Here is a 17,988-nt window from a genome sequence, read left to right on the forward strand (position 1 = left end):
CGAAGTCCGGAGGAGCGGACCCGCGCCCGACAAAACCACGCCCGCCGCAGGCGTCACGGCGAGAAACACCCACGGCGGGACGGCCGACAACGACTAGAAGCCATACCGCCGATGCCGCGCAGCGTAATCGCGAAGGGCGCGCAGGAAGTCGACCTTCCGGAACGCCGGCCAGAAGACCTCGCAGAAGTAGTACTCCGAATGGGCGCTCTGCCAGAGCATGAAGCCCGACAGCCGCTGCTCGCCGCTCGTACGGATCACCAGGTCCGGGTCCGGCTGGCCGCGGGTGTAGAGGTGCTCCGAGATGAGGTCGATGTCGACGATCTCGGCCAGTTCCTCGAAGGAGGTGCCGCGCTCGGCGTGGTCCAGCAGCAGCGAGCGCACCGCGTCCGCGATCTCCTGCCGGCCGCCGTAGCCGACGGCCACGTTCACCAGGACGCCGGTGTTGTCGAGGGTGGCCTGTTCGGCTTCCTTGAGCACCCGCTGGGTGGCCTCGGGGAGAAGATCGCGATTGCCGACGTGGTGGACCCGCCAGCGGCCGTCGGCGGCCAGATTGCGCACGGTGTTCTCGATGATGCCCAGCAGCGGGGTCAGCTCGGCCTCGGGCCGGTCGAGGTTGTCCGTCGACAGCAGCCACAGCGTGACGACCTCGACGTCGGTCTCGTCGCACCAGCCCAGCAGCTCTTCGATCTTGGCTGCGCCCGCCTGATGGCCCTGCTCGGTGGAGAGCCCGTCCGCCCGGGCCCAGCGGCGGTTGCCGTCCAGGATGACGCCGATGTGCTTGGGCACCTGGGTGTGGTCCAGGCGGCCTTCCACCCGGCGCGCGTACAGCCGGTAGACGAAATTACGCAGTGCAGGCGGATACGGGATGCGCTTCCCGGAAGATCGCAGCATGTGTGGTCCAGCCCCTCCGTGCCGAATGTCGGTCGCCCCGTCGCCTCAAGTGAGCAACTTTACTTCTCGGCTGGCGTGACAGCCCCATCAGGTCTGTCACAAGTACGTGCAGTTCTGTCACGAGTACGTGATAGGAGATGACCATGACTGGCACCGACTACCGCGCGGCGGATTCCCGCTACGACTCGATGACGTACCGGCGAACGGGCCGCAGCGGGCTGAAACTCCCCGCTGTCTCCCTTGGACTCTGGCACAACTTCGGTGACGACCGCACCCTGAGCTCCCAGCGGGCCATCCTGCGCCGCGCCTTCGACCTGGGTGTCACCCACTTCGATCTGGCCAACAACTACGGCCCGCCACCCGGGTCCGCGGAGCTCAACTTCGGAAAGATCTTCGCGCAGGACTTCCGCGGCCATCGCGACGAGATGATTCTCTCGACGAAGGCCGGATATCTGATGCATCCGGGTCCCTACGGCGAATGGGGTTCGCGGAAATACCTCCTCTCGTCACTGGATGCGTCACTGAAGCGGATGGATGTCGATTACGTCGATATCTTCTACTCGCACCGCTTTGATCCGGACACCCCGCTGGAGGAGACCATGGGCGCCCTGGCGTCCGCGGTCCAGCAGGGCAAGGCCCTCTACGCGGGCGTCTCCTCGTACAGCGCCGAGCAGACCCGTGAGGCCGCCGGGATCCTGCGCGACCTGGGCGTACCGGCGCTGATCCACCAGCCGTCGTACTCGATGATCAACCGCTGGACCGAGGACGACCTCCTGCTGGACACGCTGGAGGACGAGGGCATGGGCTGCATCGCCTTCGCACCGCTGGCACAGGGCCTGCTCACGGACAAGTACCTGAACGGCGTCCCCGAGGGCTCGCGCGCCGCCCAGGGCAAGTCGCTGGACCCGGACCTGCTCTCCGACGAGGTCGTCCGCCGCCTCCGCGGCCTGAACGACATCGCCGCCCGCCGCGGCCAGACCCTGGCCCAGCTGGCCCTGCGCTGGGTGCTCCGCGACGACCGTATGACCTCTGCGCTGATCGGCGCCAGCAGCGTCGCCCAATTGGAGGCCAATATCGCGGCCCTCGACGCGGCGCCGATCACGGATGCGGAACTGGCCGAGATCGATGAGTTCGCCAAGACGACGGAGGGCGTGAACATCTGGGCCCGGCGGTAGAGGACCAGGGGAGAGCGGTAGAGGACCAGGGGGACCGGGGGGAAGGGGCCGCCCGGTGGTAGAGGCCTCCCGGTGGTGGCGCGCGTGACGCCGTGGGAGCTGTCGCGGGGGCCTGGGGCCTGTGCCCGGCCCGGCAAGAGAGCCGGTGCCCGGTCCGAGAAGAAAAGCGGGCCGGTCCGTGGGGGGGATACGGACCGGCCCGAGGGGGGGGCTTCCACCATAACCCCGCGGGAGGGGTGCTCGGTGCACCGGCGCGCGCGGTGGCGTGGCCCGTCTCCGCCGGGGGCGTACGGCCCGGCTCCCCGCGAGCGGGCGCGGGACGGTGTTCAGGGGGCCGCGGCGGCGCCCAGCAACAGGCCGCAGAATGCCCCGATGATCATGAATGGCCCGAACGGAATGGCGGCTTTCCGGGCGCCGCACCGGGCGATCACCAGCCCCGCGCCGTAGACCGCGCCGATCAGCACCCCCGCAGCGCCCCCGGTGACCAGAGTGCGCCAGCCGTACCACCCAAGGGCGACCCCCAGCCCGAGCGCCAGCTTGACGTCGCCCAGCCCGATGCCGGACGGATTGGCGATATAGAGGACGAGATAGCAGACGGCGAGGACCAGTCCGCCCAGGAGCGCGCGCCCCCACGCACCGGTCTCCCCCGTGAGCCCTCCGACGAGCCCCAGCGTGCCGGCCCCCAGCACGGCGAGCGGCAGGGTCAGCGCGTCCGGCAGGCGCCGGGCCCGCCAGTCGACGGCCGCCAGCAGGACCGCGACCGGTGCCATCGTCAGCCAGACGGCGAGTTCCGGCCGTGGCCCGGTGACCGCCGCCAGCGCCGCGCAGGCCAGGGCGGTGACCGCCGACGTCGGCAGCGCCCCGGGCCCGTACGCCCCGCACTCCGCGCAGCGCCCCGGCCCCAGCCAGCCCCGCGCCGGCCCTGTGATCGGATGCCCGCCGGGGCAGACCGCGCGCCACTCCTCCTCGGGCTCGACGGCCATCCGGTGGGCGGGCCGCGGTATCAGCAGCCCGGCCGCGGCCCCGTAGGCGGCGGCGAGAACGACGAGAACGATCAGCATCGGCGGCACCTGTCGACCCTAGGACGTGCCCGTCGGCCCATGGGGCGGACCGGTGTGGAACCGGACGGGGTGGACGGAAGCGGACGGGGACTGGGCGGGAACTGGTCGGGGACTGGGCGGGAACGGGGCGGGAGCGGGCGCGGGAGCTGATAGAACGCTGGGTATGGCGCGTTGGGGGAATGGCTCAGGAAACTGGGGGAACGGCCCGGGAATGCTGTACGGCGCGGAGACCGCCGTTCCCGTGGAGATCGCGTCGTCCTACCGCGCCCGCACCCGCGGCCTGCTGGGCCGTGACGGCATCGAGGGGGCGCTGCTGCTGACCCCTGCCAGCGGAGTGCACACCTTCCGGATGCGGTTCACGATCGATGTCGCCTACCTGGGGCGGGACTTGACCGTGCTCGCCGTACGGACCATGCGCCCGGGCCGGTTCGGCCTCCCCCGCCTCCGCGCCCGGCATGTGCTGGAGGCGGAAGCGGGCGCGCTGGCGGCCTGGGGGATCCGCCCGGGCCTGCGCCTCAGGGTGGAGCCGGCCCGCCCGGCCCCGTGACCGCGCCGCGCGCTCATTCCCGCCAGTCGGCGACGAGCGCCAGCAGCCCGGGGAACCGGGCCTCCAGGTCGTCGATCCGGACCTGGCTGCGCCGCTCCAGCCCGTACTGCCGCTGACGGATCAGCCCGGCCTCCCGGAGGGTCCGGAAGTGGTGGGTGAGCGAGGACTTGGGCCGGTCGAAGCCGAACCAGCCGCAGGTGTGGTCGAAGGCCTCCGACTCCAGCAGAAGGGTGCGCACGATCCGGATCCGCAGCGGGTCGCTGAGCGCGCCCATGACGGTCTCCAGCCGCAGGGCGTCCCGCTCGGGCTCCGGCAGCGGGTCGGGGGCGTCAGACGGTACGGGTCGTCGCAGCGCGGCGAAGTCGCGCGGCGCCCCGTCCGCCCCGTGCGCCTGCCCGGCCCCCGGCCCGCTCCGCACCGCTTTCCCGTTCTTCTCCTTCTTCCCCTGCTTCTCGTTCTTCCCGTTCCTGGACGACGTTCCGGCGCTCGTCTCGGCGCTCATCCCGGCACCCCTTCCGCTCGGCGATCCCGCTCCCGTACCGGAGCACCGGTGGACCGGCCTACCGATGGACCGGCACACCCACCTCCAGTACGACTTGCATCGTACTGTCAACTCCATGTACGAATCTCCTCGTACTGCTTGTACGAGGAGATTCGTACCGACTGGACGAGGAGGGGGACACCCATGCCCGCGACCCGCATGGCGCCCATACCCGAAACCCGCACGACGCCTGCATCCGACGCCCGTACGGTGCCTGCGCCCGACGTCCGTACGGTGCCAGCGCCCGACGCGCAGACGGCGCCCGCGCCGCCGCCCGCCCGGGAGATCTGGTTCGCCGCCTGGCCGGTGGTCGCACTCTTCGTACTGTCGAACGCGGCGATGCCGCTGTACGCGGTCTGGCAGCACCAGATCGGCTTCACCTCGGGCACCTTGACGCTGATCTACGCGGCGTACATGGCCGGGCTGCTCGGCGCGCTGCCGGTGGCCGGGGTGGCCTCGGACCGTCTCGGACGGAAGCCGGTCCTGATCCCGGCACTGCTCCTGGGCGTCGTCGCCTGCCTCATCTACGCCACCGCGTCGTCGGTGGCCGCCCTGGTCGCCGCCCGCCTGCTGACCGGCGTGGCCACCGGTGCCGCCGTATCGGCCGGTATGGCAGCGGTGACGGACATCGCCGCCGGGCGGAGGCTCGGCCCGCTGCTGGCGTCCACCGGGATGGTCCTGGGCGCCGGGATCGGCCCCGTACTGGCCGGAGTGCTGTCGGAGACCGTTCCCGGACCGACCGTCACCGTGTTCGTCGTGGAAGCCGTCCTGCTGGCAACGGCGTTGGCGATGACGGCCAGGATGCCGCTACCGCGACGGAGCACCGACTCCGCCTCACGCTCCGGCTCCTGGGTGCGGCTGCCCGCCGTCCCCCGGGACAACCGGCGCCATCTCGCCCTCGGACTCGCCGCGTTCGCCCCGGGCATCAGCGGCACGGGCTTCGTCCTGTCGCTCGGGCCGTCGCTGCTGGCCGGTCTGCTCGATACCGCGAACCGGGCGCTGGTGGGCGGGATGGCGCTGGCGATGTTCCTGTCCGCCACCGGCGTGCAGTTCGCGCTGCGACGGACGGCCGTCCGCACCACCTTGCTGGCCTCCGGCGCGGCCACCGTCGCGGGCACCCTGGCTCTGATCACCGCCGTCCACACCGCCACACTGGCACCACTGGTCGCCGCGGTGATCCTGGCCGGCGCGGGCCAGGGCGCCGGCCAGCTGGGCGGGCTGACGCTACTGAGCCGCAAGGTCCCGGCCACCCGGCGCGCGGAGGCCAACGCGGCCCTGAACGCCGGGGGTTACTTCCTCGCCGGCGCCCTTCCGGTCGCCGACGGGTACCTCAGCGACGCCATCGGCCTCCCGGCGGCCGCCACCCTCTTCGGCCTGACAGTCGCCGCCCTCGCCGTGGCCGGCGCGGCACTGGTGGCGGTACGGGGCGGGGAGGCGGCCGGGTAGGGGTGTTCCCGTAGGTGGGGAGGGGGGTTCCCGTAGGGGATGGTCGAACGGATTCCCTAGGGGATGCGAGGCCCCCCTGCGGGGCCACAACAAGGTGGGAGGGGCGGGTATTCCACCCGCTGGGGGGCGGGGGCGGAGGGGGCCGGGGAGCTGGGGAGCCGGGGATTCGGGGGCCGGGGAGCCGGGGGGCCGGGAGCCGGGACCGGGGGCCGGGAGCCGGGACCGGGGGCCGGGAGGGCGTGACGGCCGGAGGGCTCAGAACGCCGTCAGCGCGGCGTCCGCGACTTGCTCCAGCGCCGCACGGCCGACGCCGGCCCGCGCCGAGACGCGCAGCCCGCTGACCGTGGCGATGACGAGATGCGCGAGGGTGCGGGAATCCTTGTCGGGGGTGATATCGCCGTCGCGCTGACCGGACTCGATCACGGCGCGGATCGCCTCCAGCCGTACGCCGTAATCCCGCTCCAGCGAGGCCGCGACCGACGGGTCATGGGCCGACACCTCGACACATGTGTTGACGACCAGACAGCCACGGCCGTCCGTATGGCAGCTGAACTCATCGTCGATGATCCGCCGGAACACCGCACGGATCTTCTGCCGTGCGGGCAGCTCGCCCGCCAGCAGCTCGTCGAACTCGCCGTTCTTCCGCTCCATGTAGTGGGCGAGGGCCCGTTCGAAGAGGTCGTGCTTGCTCTTGAACGTGTTGTAGATGCTGCTGCGCCCCAGGCCCGTGGCATCGCAGAGGTCCTGGGTGGACGTCGCTTCATAGCCGGCGACCCAGAACGCCTCCATCGCGGCGTCGACCGCCTGCCCCTCGTCGAACTTCCTGGGCCGTGCCATGGGGTCATACTCACACATACTGTACCGAGCGGTCCAATTCGTGGGACGTCAGCCGGGCTTTGCGGGAGGTCAGCCGGGCTTTGTGAGAGGTCAGCCAGGCTTTGTGGGAGGTCAACCAGGCTTTGCGGGACGTCAGCCAGGCGGAGCGGACCGCGGGAAGCTGACCTCGACCCGGCGGTTCTTCCGGCGGCCCTCCTCGGTGCTGTTGTCGGCGATCGGGTACTGCTCCCCGTAGCCGCGGATCTCGAAACTCACCGACGGGCCCAGGCCCCTGGCCAGCTCCTGCTGGACGGCAGTGGCGCGCTCCTTGGACAGGACCAGCCCATGGCTCGCCGACCCCAGATCATCGGTGAAGCCGAACACCCGCAGGCGGCCGGCGCGCTGCTTCCCGATCTCCGCGGCGATGGCGGCGATCCGTGACAGCGCGTCGGGGGTCAGCTCGGCGCTGTCCTTGCTGAAAAGCACCTCGGCCTGGAGCGCGAACGTCACATTGTCGTTGGTGTCCTGGCGTCGTTCCGAACCGTCGTCGGCCTCCACGATCGACTTGATGTTGAGCACTTTGGACGGAGCGAGCTTGGCGCCCTGGACCATCCTCAGATCGGGGTCGCTGGGGTCGATCCTGACGGGGGGATCGGCGCCCTCGATCACACCGGGCGGGTCGGCATGCGCGGTGGGCACCGTCAGCGCCATGGCCAGCAGCAGGGCGACAGCGGCGGTGGCGGCCGTACGCGGGGCTCGGCGCGTGCGCACTGGCCGGAGCTTCTCGGGCGCGGTCATCGGAGGCCCGCTCAATCCGTGATCTGCACGCTGGCGGGCGGCATGGTCGGCAGCTGGAAGTCCACCTCGGTCACTTTGGCCGGGGGCGCCGGAAACTGCGCGAATATCGGGCGGCTGGCTCCCGGCAGCAGACCGCTGAGCCCGGTGGTGCACAGGCATTCGCCGTTGGTGTCCCGCAGCACCAGGTACCGCTTCTTGCCCGCCTTGTCGACGAGGGTGGCTCCCGAGATCGACGAACGGGAGCGCAGCTCGGTCTCGTTCGAGCGCCAGTTGATGGCGTTGAAGGCGCGGGTGCCGTGGTTGGTCACGGTGCCGCTGACGGTGACGAAGCCGCCGGAGTCGCGGATGACGGAGTGCAGGGTGATCACTATGCCGTCGGGGCCCTTCATCTCGCCGATCACCTTGCTGGAGTCGGCCGCGGGGCTGCCGGGGCCCCCGTCCTTCGGGGTGGTGGTGCGGACCGGGGGCTTGGCATTGCCCGCCCCCGGCCCGCCGGCACCGGCGTCACCGCCCCCACCGCAGCCGGCCACGACGAGAGCCAGGCCGACAGCGCTCGCCATGGCGACCGCTCCCCTGGCGGCCTTCGTGGTGCGCCGAATGCTCATGGATGCGAATCCTTCGATCGTCGTGTGCTCGGTGGGTCGGTGGTCAGCGGCCAGGCGGTCAGGCGGTCAGGCGGTCAGCGATCCGCGGCCAGGCGGTCAGTGGTCAGGCGGTCAGCGGTCAGGTCGTCAGTGGTCAGGTGGTCAGTGGGCGAGGCGTACGGAGAAGAGGTCGGTGGCGTCGGGGAGGTGGTGGAGGTCGTCGGGGTCGAGCGTCCAGCGCTTGCCGTCGCAGGTGAGGGTGACGGGGGCGGGCTTGGGGCCGGGCGCAGGTCCGGGCTTGGGATCGTCCTCGCCCTTGCCTTCCGGGCCGTCTTTGCCCTTGCCTTCCGGGCCATCCTTGCCCTTGGCGTCCGTGCCGGGCGTGAGGGCGCAGCGCGGGCCGACGACGGACCTTGCCTCGGCCGATGCATGGGTGCTGTCGGTGCCCGGGATGACCGAACGGCCCACGGTGTTACGGGTCCTGACGGTGACGGCGAACGAGGTGGGCCAGGAGTCCGGGGTGCAGGAGGTGACCCCGGCGTCGTTGCGGCCGGCGAACCAGTCGGCGCTCGCGCAGGCCGCCGCGGACGGGGCGCCGCGCCCGTTCAGCAGGTCGCCCCAGGCGTCCCGGTCGCCGGCGTACCGCCCGTCGCGCAGACCGTCGAGCAGGTCCTTGGTGAGCAGCTCACGGTACTTGTGGCCGGCGGCGAGCGCGGCCGCGTCGGCGGCGGTCTGGGCACCGTTACGGGTGGCCGCCGCCTGCCCCACGGCGAAGAAGGCGAGCGCGAGAAAGAGCAGGCCTCCGACCGCGACGATGTAGAGCGGGAAGGCCTGCCCGGCGTCACGCCTGTTGTCGCGCCTGATGTCGCGTCTGTTGTCGCGCCTGTTGCGGCGCGTGGTGAGGGCCGGCACGGCGGTGGCGACAGCGGAATCCAGTGCCCGGGGCACTAGATTCCGACGACGTCGGAGATCTTGTTGGCGATGGCGTTGGCGATCTGGCTGCCGAAGTCCGTGGTCGACAGGACCAGGACGATGGCCACGACCACCGCGATGATGCCGAGGTACTCGATCGAGGTCTGTCCCCGGTCGTTCCCCAAATTCCGCTTCACCATCGTCTTCCCCTCCATGGGCGGCCGCACTGCTCCGGTCCGGCTGGTCCGGCCCCGTGATGCCGGCGCATTCGGCCGCGTTCATGACACCCATCCGGACACCAGAAACGTACGCCGGTACAGCGTTCCCGGGACAGGGATTCCGAACCCCTTCCTCTTTCGGGGGTACGGACGCACGGCACAGCGGCGACTTTCGGCCACTCGGTCGCATCCTGCCCACCCCCGCTCCCCCTCCGGGACAATGCCCCACTCCTGTGCCGGTGCGATGCGCCGGTGCTCTGCCGCCTCACTGCCCATGTGGGCCGTCGGACCGTCCCGCACGGTGGTACGCGGGTGACCGTCGGCTCACCCACTGTGGCACAACTCGTTGCTCCTGCGAAGGCGTTGACGAGAAGCGAACGGTGGAACGTACGCATCCGGACGGCTTCACCGGGCTGGTTCACCAACAGTTCGCCGCACCGACGCCACGTCAGTCTCCGGTCAGGGAAGTGAAGTCGGTGCCCGAGCCCAGGAAGAAGCCGGCGATGAGCAGGATCATGGTGGCCGGGACCATGAACGTCGTGACGACCATGGTTGCCTTGGGGACCGCGCGGGCGGCCCGGCGGCGGGCGTTCTGGGCGTCCGTACGGCGCATGTCGTTGGCGATCTGGATCAGCGTCTCGACGATCGGGGAACCCAGCTCCTCGCCCTGCTGGAGGGCGGTGACGAACTGCGCGACCTGCTCGGAGTCGTTGCGTTTGCGCAGTTCGTCGAAGGCGGCGCGGCGGCTGACACCCATGTCCATCTGACGGAGTGTGATGCGGAGTTCATCGGCCCAGGGTCCCTCGTACTTCTCCGCCACCCGGTCGAGTGCCTGGCGGAAGCTGAGTCCGGCGCTGACGACGACGGCAAGCACATCCAGAAAGTCCGGAAGGGTACGTTCGATGGTGTCCTTGCGTTGACGGATCGCGGCCCAGATGCCGACCTCGTTCCAGAACAGGCCGAAGAGCACCATCAGGACACCGAGAACCGGCTGGCCCCGCAGGAACATCACCAGCGCGCCGAAGAACCCGAGCGCGCCGTAGACGGCACGGCGGGCGGCGTAGCGGTCGACGGTCAGGCCGCCCGGGTTGCCGGCGAGGTCGATCCGGCGGCGGATGCGGCCGGTGCGCTTCTCGCCCATCAGGCGGAGGACGAGCGGGGCGTAGCGCATACCGGCCCGGTCCACCGCCGAGCCGACGGCCGTCGTACGCGTCGCACCGACCTCCAGAGACAGCGCCAGGTCGGGCGGCAGCCGGGCCTCGTGGCGGTAGAGGGCGACACCGCAGCAGATGCCGACGACCGAGAGGGCGAAGGCCGTGGCCAGCAGAATTCCGATCACCGTGCAGTTCCTGTCCCGATCACCGTGCAGCTCCCCTTCCGATCACCGTGCAGTTCTCCTTCCGGTCACCGTGCGGCTCCCGTATCAGATTCAGACGTCGATCTTGGACAGTCGGCGGATGAGGAAGAAGCCGAGCCCGTAGAGGACGAAGGCCGCCACGACCGCGAGCTGGCCGAGAAAGGAGGACGTCATCCGGTCGATGGCGCCGGGCGCGATCCGGTTCATCAGGAGCAGGGTGCCGATGCCGAGCAGAGGGACGACGTATGCGGTGACGACGACCTGGGAGAGCTGGGTACGGACCTCCCGGCGGGTCTCCTTACGCTCCTCCAGCGTCTTGGTGAGGTTGCGCAGCGAGCCGACGACGGTGCCGCCGGCGCGGTTGGCGAGCACCAAGGTGGTGACCAGGACGACGAGTTCGCGGGAGGGAAGGCGTTCGGCCAGCTCGCCGAGGGCCTCGTCGACGGAGTGACCGACCGCGAGCTTGTCGGAGACCTTGGCCAGCTCCTCCCCGGCCGGGGCCTCCAGTTCCTCGGCCGCCATACCGAGGGCCGTCCGGAGGGCCAGCCCGGCCTGAGTGGCGTTGGCGAGGATCCGGGAGAGTTCGGGGAGCTGGTTGATGAACTTCTCGATGCGCTTCTGGCGCTGCCAGTTGAGGAACGCGAACGCCGCCCAGACGGCGGTCAGCGCGGCGATCGGGCCGAAGAACGCGGCGAGGGTGACCTGGGCGACCAGCCACAGCGCGAGGGCCGCGCCGAGCGTGGCGACGACGAATTCGCCGGGGGTGACGTCCAGGCCGGTGGCGGCCAGCCGCAGGGCGAGGCGGCGGCCGGCGCGGGTGCCGTGCAGGGCCCGGTCGACGGACAGGAAGCGGCGGCGCCGTCCCGCTACCGGCAGTCCGCGCTCGTCGGCGAGTCGGTCGACGACGGCCTGGCGCTGGGCTCGCCCGGCGGCGTAGGTCCGTACGCCGGCGATCGCGAGCACCCCGCACAGCAGGGTGGCCCCTATGGCGAGGAGGGGAAGGGCGTTCCCGCCGGCCATGGCGAGGGCGTTCCCACCGGCCATGGCGAGGGCGTTCCCGCCGGCCATGGCGAGGGCATTCCCACTGGTCACGAGGCCGCCTTCCGGGTGGCGAGTTGGTCTTCGGTGGCCGCTACCCCGAAGGCGGGCGGGGCGGGTTCGCTCGCCATGAAGAGGCGTTCGGCGATCCGGCGGGGCAGCGGGAAGTAGCGGAACGCGCCGTGCACGACGCGGTCGGCGCCCATCGGTTCGGCCTCGAAGCGGCAGACCGTCGCGAGCCGGTAGTCCTCGTGGCCGCGCGAGTCGAGGAGGGCGATCTCGCTGATCCGGCGGGCGCCGTCGGCGTACCGGGTGAGCTGGACGAGGCAGTCGACGGCGCTGTTGATCTGGTCCCGGAGCGCCTCGAAGGGGATGGTGACGTCCGACATGGAGGCCAGCGTCTGCAGCCGCATCAGGGCGTCCTCGGCGCTGTTGGCGTGCACGGTGGCGAGCGAACCGTCGTGGCCGGTGGACATCGCCTGGAGCATGTCGAGGGTCTCACCGCCACGGACCTCACCGACGATGATGCGGTCGGGGCGCATGCGCAGGGAGTTGCGTACGAGGTCGCGAATCGTGATCCGGCCCTTGCCCTCCACATTGGGCGGCCGGGCCTCCAGCCGGATGACATGGGACTGCTGGAGCTGGAGTTCGGCGGCGTCCTCGACGGTGATGATCCGTTCCCCGTCCGGGATCAGGCCGGAGAGCGCGTTGAGGAGGGTGGTCTTGCCCGCGCCGGTCGCCCCGGAGACGACGATGTTGAACTTGGCCCGGACCAGCCCCGCGAGCAGCATCAGCATCTGCTCGTCGAGGGTGCCCATACCGATCAGCTCGGCGAGAGTGTAGGCGCGGGGGAAGCGGCGGATGGTGAGGGTGGCGCCGTTCAGGGCGAGCGGCGGGATGATGACGTTGACCCGCTCGCCGGACGGGAGGCGGGCGTCGACCATCGGATTCGACTCGTCCACACGGCGGTTGACGGTGGAGACGATCCGTTCGATGGTCTGCATCAGCTGCTCGTGCGAGGCGAAGCGGACGGGGACGAGCTCGACCCGGCCTGCGCGCTCGACGTACACCTGATCCGGGCCGTTGACCATGATCTCGGTGATCGAGGCGTCTTCGAGGAGGGGTTCGAGGACGCCCAGGCCCAGCGCCTCGTCGACCACCCGCCGGATGAGCTGGGCGCGTTCGGCGGTGGACAGGACCGGGCCCTCACGGCTGATGATGTGGCCCAGTACGCGTTCCAGCCGCGAGCGGCGCTCGGCGGCGGCCAGCGAGGACATCTCGGCGAGGTCGATCTCCGCCAGCAGCTTGGCGCGGTAGACGGCCACCAGATGGTTGTCGTGGCGCGCCTCTCCGGCCGTCTCGGGCGCGACGATTCTGGCTTTGAGGCTCATCGCGGGGGTGCTCCTGGTGCTTGTGTGCCCTGGGACATGGTGGCGCTGCGGCTGGCCGAGCCGAAGTCGACGCCGGGGATGAGGGAGGGGATCCGTACGCGGGCCGTGGCGCGGACCGCGTCGCCACCGCCCCCGGCAGAGACGGAGATCGTGGCGTGGTCGGCGACCCAGCCGGTCATCGCGGCGCGGCCGGCGGTCTGCGGGTCGGTTTCGCGGTCGGCGCGGTCCATCGAGGCGGTACGGGCCGCGGCGCGGGCTCCGGTGCCGGCCTGCTGGACGGCGTAGGCGGCCAGGCCGAGCTGGATCACGGCCAGGGCGACGAGCAGCAGGATCGGGAGGAAGCCGAGGAACTCGATGGATGCCTGGCCGCGGTCGCGGTCGCGGTCGTGGTCCCGGTCGTGACCGCGGTCGTGGTCGTGGTCGTGACCGCGCAGCCGGGCAGGGAAGCGGCTCATCCTCGGGCCTCCTTCGCCGCGCCCGCCGAACCGGTGACGGTCCAGGGGAAGTCGCCCGCGCCGGGGAAGAGCACCGGCACCTTGATCCGGACCCTGGCCTGCCACAGACCGGCCACCGTCCCGCAGGAGGCCGAGGCGCTGCCGCGCCAGGCGGACGGCAGCTGGTCCTCGGCGGCGGTGCGGCAGGCGCCCGCGCCGCCGTCCTCCGTGGCGGTGGCGGCCCGCGCTCCGCGGTCGGCGGAGTGGGCGGCCAGCGAGTAGGTGTAGCCGACCAGCGCGCACTGCCAGAGGAGTACGAGAACCAGCAGGATCAGCGGGAGCAGCCCCAAGAACTCCACGGACACCTGTCCCCGGTCGCTGCCGCCCAGTGGGCGCCGCACCGCTCAGCCCTCCCGGTACGGACCGGCTGGACCTGCTGGACCTGCTGGACCTGCTGGACCTGCTGGACCTGCTGGACCTGCTGGACCGTACGCAACGATCCCCGAACCGGCCCCCGGGCCGGGTCCTGAGCGAAGCCCTGCGCCAGGCCCTGCGCCAGGCCCTGAGCCGGACCCGGAGGCCGGCCCCGATGCCGGACCCGGACCCGTCCCGGAACCGGGAGCCGCCCCCGCCGTGAGCGCCTTGCGCCTGCGCCCGGTCAGTGACGGACGCGCCCGGTGGCCGCCCCGGCCACCGCCGCCCTGCCGCACCACCGGCGACTCGACCAGGCCGAGTTCTCCGGCCAGCATCCACAGCGCCTGCTTGACCGTCGACCGGTCGTCCAGGTCCTGCATCCGGCCCGCGTCGACGCAAGGCTGCAACTCCTTGAAGGCGGCCGGAACATGGGTCCCGGCCACCCGGGTGCCGGTGGCCTTGGCGACCAGCGGTGGCTGGATCTCGGTATGCCGGGTGAGCCGGTTGACGACCGTGGTGGTGTCCTCCGCCTTGCGGATCTGCAGCCGGTCCCACAGCCGCACCTGCCGCTTGGCGGCCCGTACGGACACCACGTCCGGGGTGGTCACCAGCAGTGCCACATCGGCGAGTTCGACGGCCGCGGCATTCGCGGACTGCATCTGGGATCCGCAGTCGACCACCACCACCTCGTAGCGGGAGCGCAGCGCCCCGATGACCTGGCGGGCCGCCCGGTCGTCGACCTCCTCGCCGCGCTCCCCCTCCTCCGGTGCGAGCAGCAGCCCCAGGCCGGTGTGGTGGTCGTGCACCGCGTCCTGGAGGACCCGTACGGAGATGTCCTGGATGCCGGCCAGGTCGACGACCGAGCGACGGAACCGGACGTCCAGGTAGGAGGCGACATCGCCGGACTGGAGGTCCAGATCGAGCAGGGCGACGCTCCGCCCGGCGGCGCGCGCGGCCAGCGCCAGCTGGACGGCGGCGACGGTGGTGCCGACTCCGCCCTTGGCACCGGTCACGGTCACCAGCGTGCCGCTCGGTCCGGGCAGTGCCGTGTCAGGGGTTCCCCCTAGGTGGACCCGTACGCCCGCCGACCACTGGGCGGCGGCCTGCACCCGGGCGGCCAACTCGTCGTAGGCGAGCGGCAGTCCGGCGACGCCACGGGCGCCGGCGTCCATCGCGGCGGAGAACAGTGCGGGCCCGGCATCGGCCGTGATCAGTACCACGCCCACGGCGGGGAAGCGCAGCGCCACCTCGCGGATCAGTTCCAGCGCCGGTGTCGGCCCGATCCGCTCATGGACCAGGACGACCTCGGGGAGCGCCTCGGAGCAGCCCTGGGCGGCGACCCCGGACCCCTGAGCGGCGGCGCCGGACCCCTGGGTGGCGCCCCCGGACCCCTGACCGGCGGCACCGGCCAGCGCGTTGAGCAGCGCGGTGGAGTCGGCGACCGTGGGCGCCGGGGCGGTGTCCGGGAGCTGGCCGAGCAGCGCGGCCACCGCGCGTGCGGCGTCCGGGTCGCCGATCGCCGGGAGGATCCGGATGGTCACCTGTGCCTCCTCATGGTCACCATGGTCACCTGTGCCTCTTCGTGCCTCTTCGCTTGTCGCATCCACTTGTCGCCGTCTTCACTTGTCGCCGTCGAGGGTGTAGGTGCGCTCGCCGGGCGGGATGGTGTTCTCGCTGCCGGGTGCGAGCAGAGCGAGCCGCACGTGGGAGGCGAAGGACTCGGCGTAGGCGACCCGTTGGGCGTCCTGGGTGTTCAGCGCGAAGGTGATCGGGACCGCGTCGCCGCCCCGCCGGCCGCCGCCGGCGGTGCTGCCGCTCGCGGTGCTGTCACCCGGATCCCTGGCCTCCAGGGGGGTCAGCTTGCCGACGTCGATGACCTGGGCGCCGGCGACGATGACCTTCGAGACCGGTTTGTCCTCGGGACGCTTGCCCTCGAACGTGGCGTAGATGTTCACCCGGGCACCCGGGTTGATCTTGCCGGCGACACCGGTGGCAGCGTCGATCATGATGGCGATCTCCTGCTGTCCGGCCTGCAGCGCCGGCCGGTCGACGAGCATGTCGTCCTGCAACAGCGACCCCTTCTTCAACGGGGTCACCGCGATCTTGCCGTTGACCCTGTCCAGATCGGTCACGGCGGTGGGAGGCAGCCAGCGCTGCGGCATCGTCACCTTTTCGAACTGCCCCGGATCCAGCGCTTTATAGGCCGCGACATCCGTCTTGAGACGGTACGCGGTCCGCTCCGGCCCGACCTTGGACTCGATGTTCTCGATCACCGACAGCACGCCGACGAACGCGCCGACCGCACAGAGGGCCGACAGGAGCAGCAGGATCACTCCGCGGCGCTGGCGTGAGTTCATGGGGGAGGGACCTCGATCGGGACGGGGGGAGGACGGGGTAGGACGGAGACGCGGGCGGATGGGTGGTGGATGTGGGTGGTGGACGGGTGGTGGATGTGGATGGTGGATGGGGTGGCCGGGGTCGGCTGAAGTGGTCCGGCTCAGCGCATACGGGCCATGCGGGCAGCTGTGCGCGGGCCACCGCCGGGAGCGTCCGGCTCACCGGTGAAGGCGGGGTGGGCGGGCAGATCCCGGTGGGCGGGCAGATCCCGGTGGGCGGGCAGATCTCGGTGGGCGGGCAGATCTCGGTGGGCTGGGAGGTCCCGGCGACCGGGACCAGGATGGGTGTCCGCCGCATAGGGGTTGCCCGGAACGGGATGGCCGGTTCCGTACGTACCGGTACCCCGCGTGCCCGACCTGTCTGCACTGGTCCCGTACGCGCCGGACCCGCACGTACTGGCCTCGTACGTACTGGCCTCGTACGCGCCCGGCCCGTACGGGCTCCCGGGAACACCCGGCTCCCCAGGGACACCTGGCTTCCCCGGAGCAACCGGTCCGGGCGCGCCCGTCGGGAGTATCGGTCCGGCGGCGCCCGCCGGGAGGACCGGTCCGCGGACGTCCAACTGCCCTGGTCCGCCACGGCCGACGGAACCACTGCCGCATACGCCCGCCACACCCTGCACACCTACAACCCCCGGCACACCGGCGACGCCCTGCACACCCATGACACCAGGCACACCCGCGACGCCCTGCACACCCATGACACCAGGCACACCCGCGACGCCCTGCACACCTAAGACCCCAGGCACACCCGCGGCGGCGGACCGGCCCCCTGGTACGCCCGACGGCGCCACCGGTGCCAGCCCGCGCTCGGCCCACGGCGCGGCCGACGACTCGGACGTGCCCGGGCCCGGACCCGGGCCCGCGGCGCCCTCCGTCCCCGGCCCCGTCCCCCGCCCCAGCGACGACCCCGGCAGCGACCCCGACGGGGTCCCCGACGGCGTCCCCGCTATGGCCACCGGGCCGCGCCCGGCCGAACCACCGCTCTGCGCCGCGCGGTTGCGCGCCACCGGCGCCGCGCAGAACGCACAGTGATCGCCGAGGACTTCCCGACCGCACCAGCCGCACTCCTCACGTCGTACCGACGCCACCAACTGGTGCAGTACCGACGGATCGGGGATGGCCGCGGCGAATTCCACCAGCTTCCGGGTCCCCCACCACCGCGCGGACTCGGCGGGCAGCCGGGCCTCGTACGCCCCCTGCACCCGCCAGGCCGGAGCGAGCGCCTCGGTCACCCACTCCGCGGTGAGCTGGCCCCGGGCGATAGCCAGCCGGGTGGCAAAGCCGGGCGCCCGCAGACCGGTCCGGGTGCCGTGCCGGTCCAGATGCACCAACTGCGGTTCGGGGTTGGCCAGCACCGCGAAGTGGGTGCCGGGCAGCCAGGACTTCAGATGGGAGCGCAGATCGACTTCGATCCGGTCCAGGCCACCGACGCTGCCGAGCAGCGCGCCCGCGTGGACGTAATGGGCCAGCAGCCGCGCCGCGCTGGCCAGTACCCCGGGGCTGAAGTCGCTCAGCGACAGCTGCCGCAGCTGCTGGCCGAGCACGGCGACGCCCAGCGGCGGCAGCGGCATCGGCAGAATCGCGATCCGGTCGCTCTCCAGGAGGGTGCGCAGGGTGTGCAGCCGTCGGACGTGCTCGGGCGGGCAGGCGGAGGAGTACAGCACGACGAGATGGCCGTGGTGCTCCAGCACCGCACCGAGCTCCACCAGAGCCTCGTCCAGCGGCTGATGGTGCGGGGCCTGGAGGACGACCGCGGCGGGGGTGTGCCGGTCGACCGAAGGCAGCGCGAGGTCAGGGCTGGTGACTGCAATCGCGGTCGGCACGTCGCTCCCCCACTTCCTCCGGCCGCCGGGAGTTCCCGGGACCGCGGATCGGCACAGCTCTGCGCCATCGGCGCCATACGCTCAGCACTTTATCCACAGAGATACGCCCCAGAGAACACGTTCCGGGCTACTCGTCGTCAGCA

At 71.6% G+C, this 17,988-nt stretch carries 19 protein-coding genes; 3 read left to right on the plus strand and 16 right to left on the minus strand.

Going from position 1 to position 17,988, the window contains the following annotated elements:
* Positions 1-93 precede the first annotated feature (93 nt).
* Positions 94-891 (minus strand): isoprenyl transferase, encoded by a 798-nt coding sequence (locus ACFY12_RS03305; RefSeq protein WP_390713980.1) that lies wholly within the window; start codon positions 889-891, stop codon positions 94-96.
* A gap of 143 nt (positions 892-1,034) precedes the next feature.
* Here ACFY12_RS03305 and mgrA point away from each other — a divergent pair, with 143 nt between their 5' ends.
* The gene (mgrA, locus tag ACFY12_RS03310) at positions 1,035-2,066 is read left to right on the plus strand and encodes an L-glyceraldehyde 3-phosphate reductase (RefSeq protein ID WP_390713981.1); all 1,032 of its coding nucleotides are present in this window, start codon (positions 1,035-1,037) and stop codon (positions 2,064-2,066) included.
* 326 nt (positions 2,067-2,392) lie between these two features.
* On the opposite strand, the gene ACFY12_RS03315 is transcribed toward mgrA, so the two are convergent.
* Entirely contained in the window at positions 2,393-3,127 is a 735-nt protein-coding gene (locus ACFY12_RS03315) for a prepilin peptidase (protein WP_390713982.1), read from the minus strand.
* 211 nt (positions 3,128-3,338) lie between these two features.
* On the opposite strand from ACFY12_RS03315, the gene ACFY12_RS03320 reads away from it, so the two are divergent.
* Positions 3,339-3,674 (plus strand): DUF192 domain-containing protein, encoded by a 336-nt coding sequence (locus tag ACFY12_RS03320; protein WP_390713983.1) that lies wholly within the window; start codon positions 3,339-3,341, stop codon positions 3,672-3,674.
* Positions 3,675-3,687: 13 nt separating this feature from the next.
* Here ACFY12_RS03320 and ACFY12_RS03325 read toward each other — a convergent pair whose 3' ends face one another.
* On the minus strand, positions 3,688-4,026 hold the full coding sequence (locus tag ACFY12_RS03325; protein ID WP_390714361.1) for an ArsR/SmtB family transcription factor: 339 nt from the start codon (positions 4,024-4,026) through the stop codon (positions 3,688-3,690).
* Positions 4,027-4,359: 333 nt separating this feature from the next.
* Between ACFY12_RS03325 and ACFY12_RS03330 the strand changes: the two genes are divergently transcribed.
* Complete coding sequence (locus ACFY12_RS03330; protein WP_390713984.1) at positions 4,360-5,661, plus strand: MFS transporter; 1,302 nt, start codon at positions 4,360-4,362, stop codon at positions 5,659-5,661.
* Positions 5,662-5,916: 255 nt separating this feature from the next.
* Here the strand turns inward: ACFY12_RS03330 and ACFY12_RS03335 are convergent, their stop codons facing one another.
* The 13 genes from ACFY12_RS03335 to ACFY12_RS03395 all read right to left on the minus strand — a co-directional run bounded on the left by ACFY12_RS03335 (position 5,917) and on the right by ACFY12_RS03395 (position 17,845).
* Positions 5,917-6,498, minus strand: a complete 582-nt coding sequence (locus tag ACFY12_RS03335) for a TetR/AcrR family transcriptional regulator (protein ID WP_390713985.1) — start codon at positions 6,496-6,498, stop codon at positions 5,917-5,919.
* Positions 6,499-6,630: 132 nt separating this feature from the next.
* A complete protein-coding gene (locus tag ACFY12_RS03340; protein WP_390713986.1) occupies positions 6,631-7,275 on the minus strand; it encodes an OmpA family protein in 645 nt (214 codons plus the stop codon).
* Positions 7,276-7,286: 11 nt separating this feature from the next.
* Positions 7,287-7,880: a hypothetical protein gene (locus ACFY12_RS03345; protein ID WP_390713987.1), complete on the minus strand. Its 594-nt coding sequence runs from the start codon at positions 7,878-7,880 to the stop codon at positions 7,287-7,289.
* A gap of 141 nt (positions 7,881-8,021) precedes the next feature.
* Positions 8,022-8,723 (minus strand): pilus assembly protein TadG-related protein, encoded by a 702-nt coding sequence (locus ACFY12_RS03350; RefSeq protein ID WP_390714362.1) that lies wholly within the window; start codon positions 8,721-8,723, stop codon positions 8,022-8,024.
* An 83-nt stretch (positions 8,724-8,806) separates the two neighbouring features.
* Positions 8,807-8,971: a hypothetical protein gene (locus tag ACFY12_RS03355; protein WP_390713988.1), complete on the minus strand. Its 165-nt coding sequence runs from the start codon at positions 8,969-8,971 to the stop codon at positions 8,807-8,809.
* Between the two features lie 466 nt (positions 8,972-9,437).
* Positions 9,438-10,325, minus strand: coding sequence for a DUF5936 domain-containing protein (locus tag ACFY12_RS03360; protein WP_390714363.1), 888 nt, complete (start codon positions 10,323-10,325; stop codon positions 9,438-9,440).
* A gap of 93 nt (positions 10,326-10,418) precedes the next feature.
* Positions 10,419-11,366 carry a type II secretion system F family protein gene (locus ACFY12_RS03365; protein WP_390714364.1) on the minus strand — a complete coding sequence of 316 codons (948 nt, stop codon included), beginning with the start codon at positions 11,364-11,366 and terminating at the stop codon, positions 10,419-10,421.
* A gap of 68 nt (positions 11,367-11,434) precedes the next feature.
* Positions 11,435-12,775, minus strand: a complete 1,341-nt coding sequence (locus ACFY12_RS03370; protein WP_390713989.1) for a CpaF family protein — start codon at positions 12,773-12,775, stop codon at positions 11,435-11,437.
* Complete coding sequence (locus ACFY12_RS03375) at positions 12,772-13,230, minus strand: TadE/TadG family type IV pilus assembly protein (RefSeq protein WP_390713990.1); 459 nt, start codon at positions 13,228-13,230, stop codon at positions 12,772-12,774. Before ACFY12_RS03375 ends, ACFY12_RS03370 begins: the two co-directional genes overlap by 4 nt.
* Positions 13,227-13,610: a TadE/TadG family type IV pilus assembly protein gene (locus ACFY12_RS03380; RefSeq protein ID WP_390713991.1), complete on the minus strand. Its 384-nt coding sequence runs from the start codon at positions 13,608-13,610 to the stop codon at positions 13,227-13,229. Before ACFY12_RS03380 ends, ACFY12_RS03375 begins: the two co-directional genes overlap by 4 nt.
* A gap of 3 nt (positions 13,611-13,613) precedes the next feature.
* Positions 13,614-15,164, minus strand: coding sequence for a CpaE family protein (locus tag ACFY12_RS03385; RefSeq protein WP_390713992.1), 1,551 nt, complete (start codon positions 15,162-15,164; stop codon positions 13,614-13,616).
* A gap of 78 nt (positions 15,165-15,242) precedes the next feature.
* Positions 15,243-15,980, minus strand: coding sequence for a Flp pilus assembly protein CpaB (cpaB, locus tag ACFY12_RS03390; RefSeq protein WP_390713993.1), 738 nt, complete (start codon positions 15,978-15,980; stop codon positions 15,243-15,245).
* 140 nt (positions 15,981-16,120) lie between these two features.
* Positions 16,121-17,845 (minus strand): hypothetical protein, encoded by a 1,725-nt coding sequence (locus tag ACFY12_RS03395; RefSeq protein WP_390713994.1) that lies wholly within the window; start codon positions 17,843-17,845, stop codon positions 16,121-16,123.
* Between the last annotated feature and the right edge of the window lie 143 nt (positions 17,846-17,988).

Origin of the sequence: Streptomyces sp. NPDC001339 (assembly GCF_042895955.1) — a bacterium.
GTDB lineage: Bacteria > Actinomycetota > Actinomycetes > Streptomycetales > Streptomycetaceae > Streptomyces.

Coding starts and splice junctions, on each gene's coding strand:
- ACFY12_RS03305 (WP_390713980.1), bottom strand. CDS start 891: ATGCTGCGATCTTCCGGGAAGCGCATCCCGTATCCGCCTGCACTGCGT.
- mgrA (WP_390713981.1), top strand. CDS start 1,035: ATGACTGGCACCGACTACCGCGCGGCGGATTCCCGCTACGACTCGATG.
- ACFY12_RS03315 (WP_390713982.1), bottom strand. CDS start 3,127: ATGCTGATCGTTCTCGTCGTTCTCGCCGCCGCCTACGGGGCCGCGGCC.
- ACFY12_RS03320 (WP_390713983.1), top strand. CDS start 3,339: ATGCTGTACGGCGCGGAGACCGCCGTTCCCGTGGAGATCGCGTCGTCC.
- ACFY12_RS03330 (WP_390713984.1), top strand. CDS start 4,360: ATGCCCGCGACCCGCATGGCGCCCATACCCGAAACCCGCACGACGCCT.
- ACFY12_RS03335 (WP_390713985.1), bottom strand. CDS start 6,498: ATGGCACGGCCCAGGAAGTTCGACGAGGGGCAGGCGGTCGACGCCGCG.
- ACFY12_RS03340 (WP_390713986.1), bottom strand. CDS start 7,275: ATGACCGCGCCCGAGAAGCTCCGGCCAGTGCGCACGCGCCGAGCCCCG.
- ACFY12_RS03345 (WP_390713987.1), bottom strand. CDS start 7,880: ATGAGCATTCGGCGCACCACGAAGGCCGCCAGGGGAGCGGTCGCCATG.
- ACFY12_RS03355 (WP_390713988.1), bottom strand. CDS start 8,971: ATGGTGAAGCGGAATTTGGGGAACGACCGGGGACAGACCTCGATCGAG.
- ACFY12_RS03365 (WP_390714364.1), bottom strand. CDS start 11,366: ATGGCCGGCGGGAACGCCCTTCCCCTCCTCGCCATAGGGGCCACCCTG.
- ACFY12_RS03370 (WP_390713989.1), bottom strand. CDS start 12,775: ATGAGCCTCAAAGCCAGAATCGTCGCGCCCGAGACGGCCGGAGAGGCG.
- ACFY12_RS03375 (WP_390713990.1), bottom strand. CDS start 13,230: ATGAGCCGCTTCCCTGCCCGGCTGCGCGGTCACGACCACGACCACGAC.
- cpaB (WP_390713993.1), bottom strand. CDS start 15,980: ATGAACTCACGCCAGCGCCGCGGAGTGATCCTGCTGCTCCTGTCGGCC.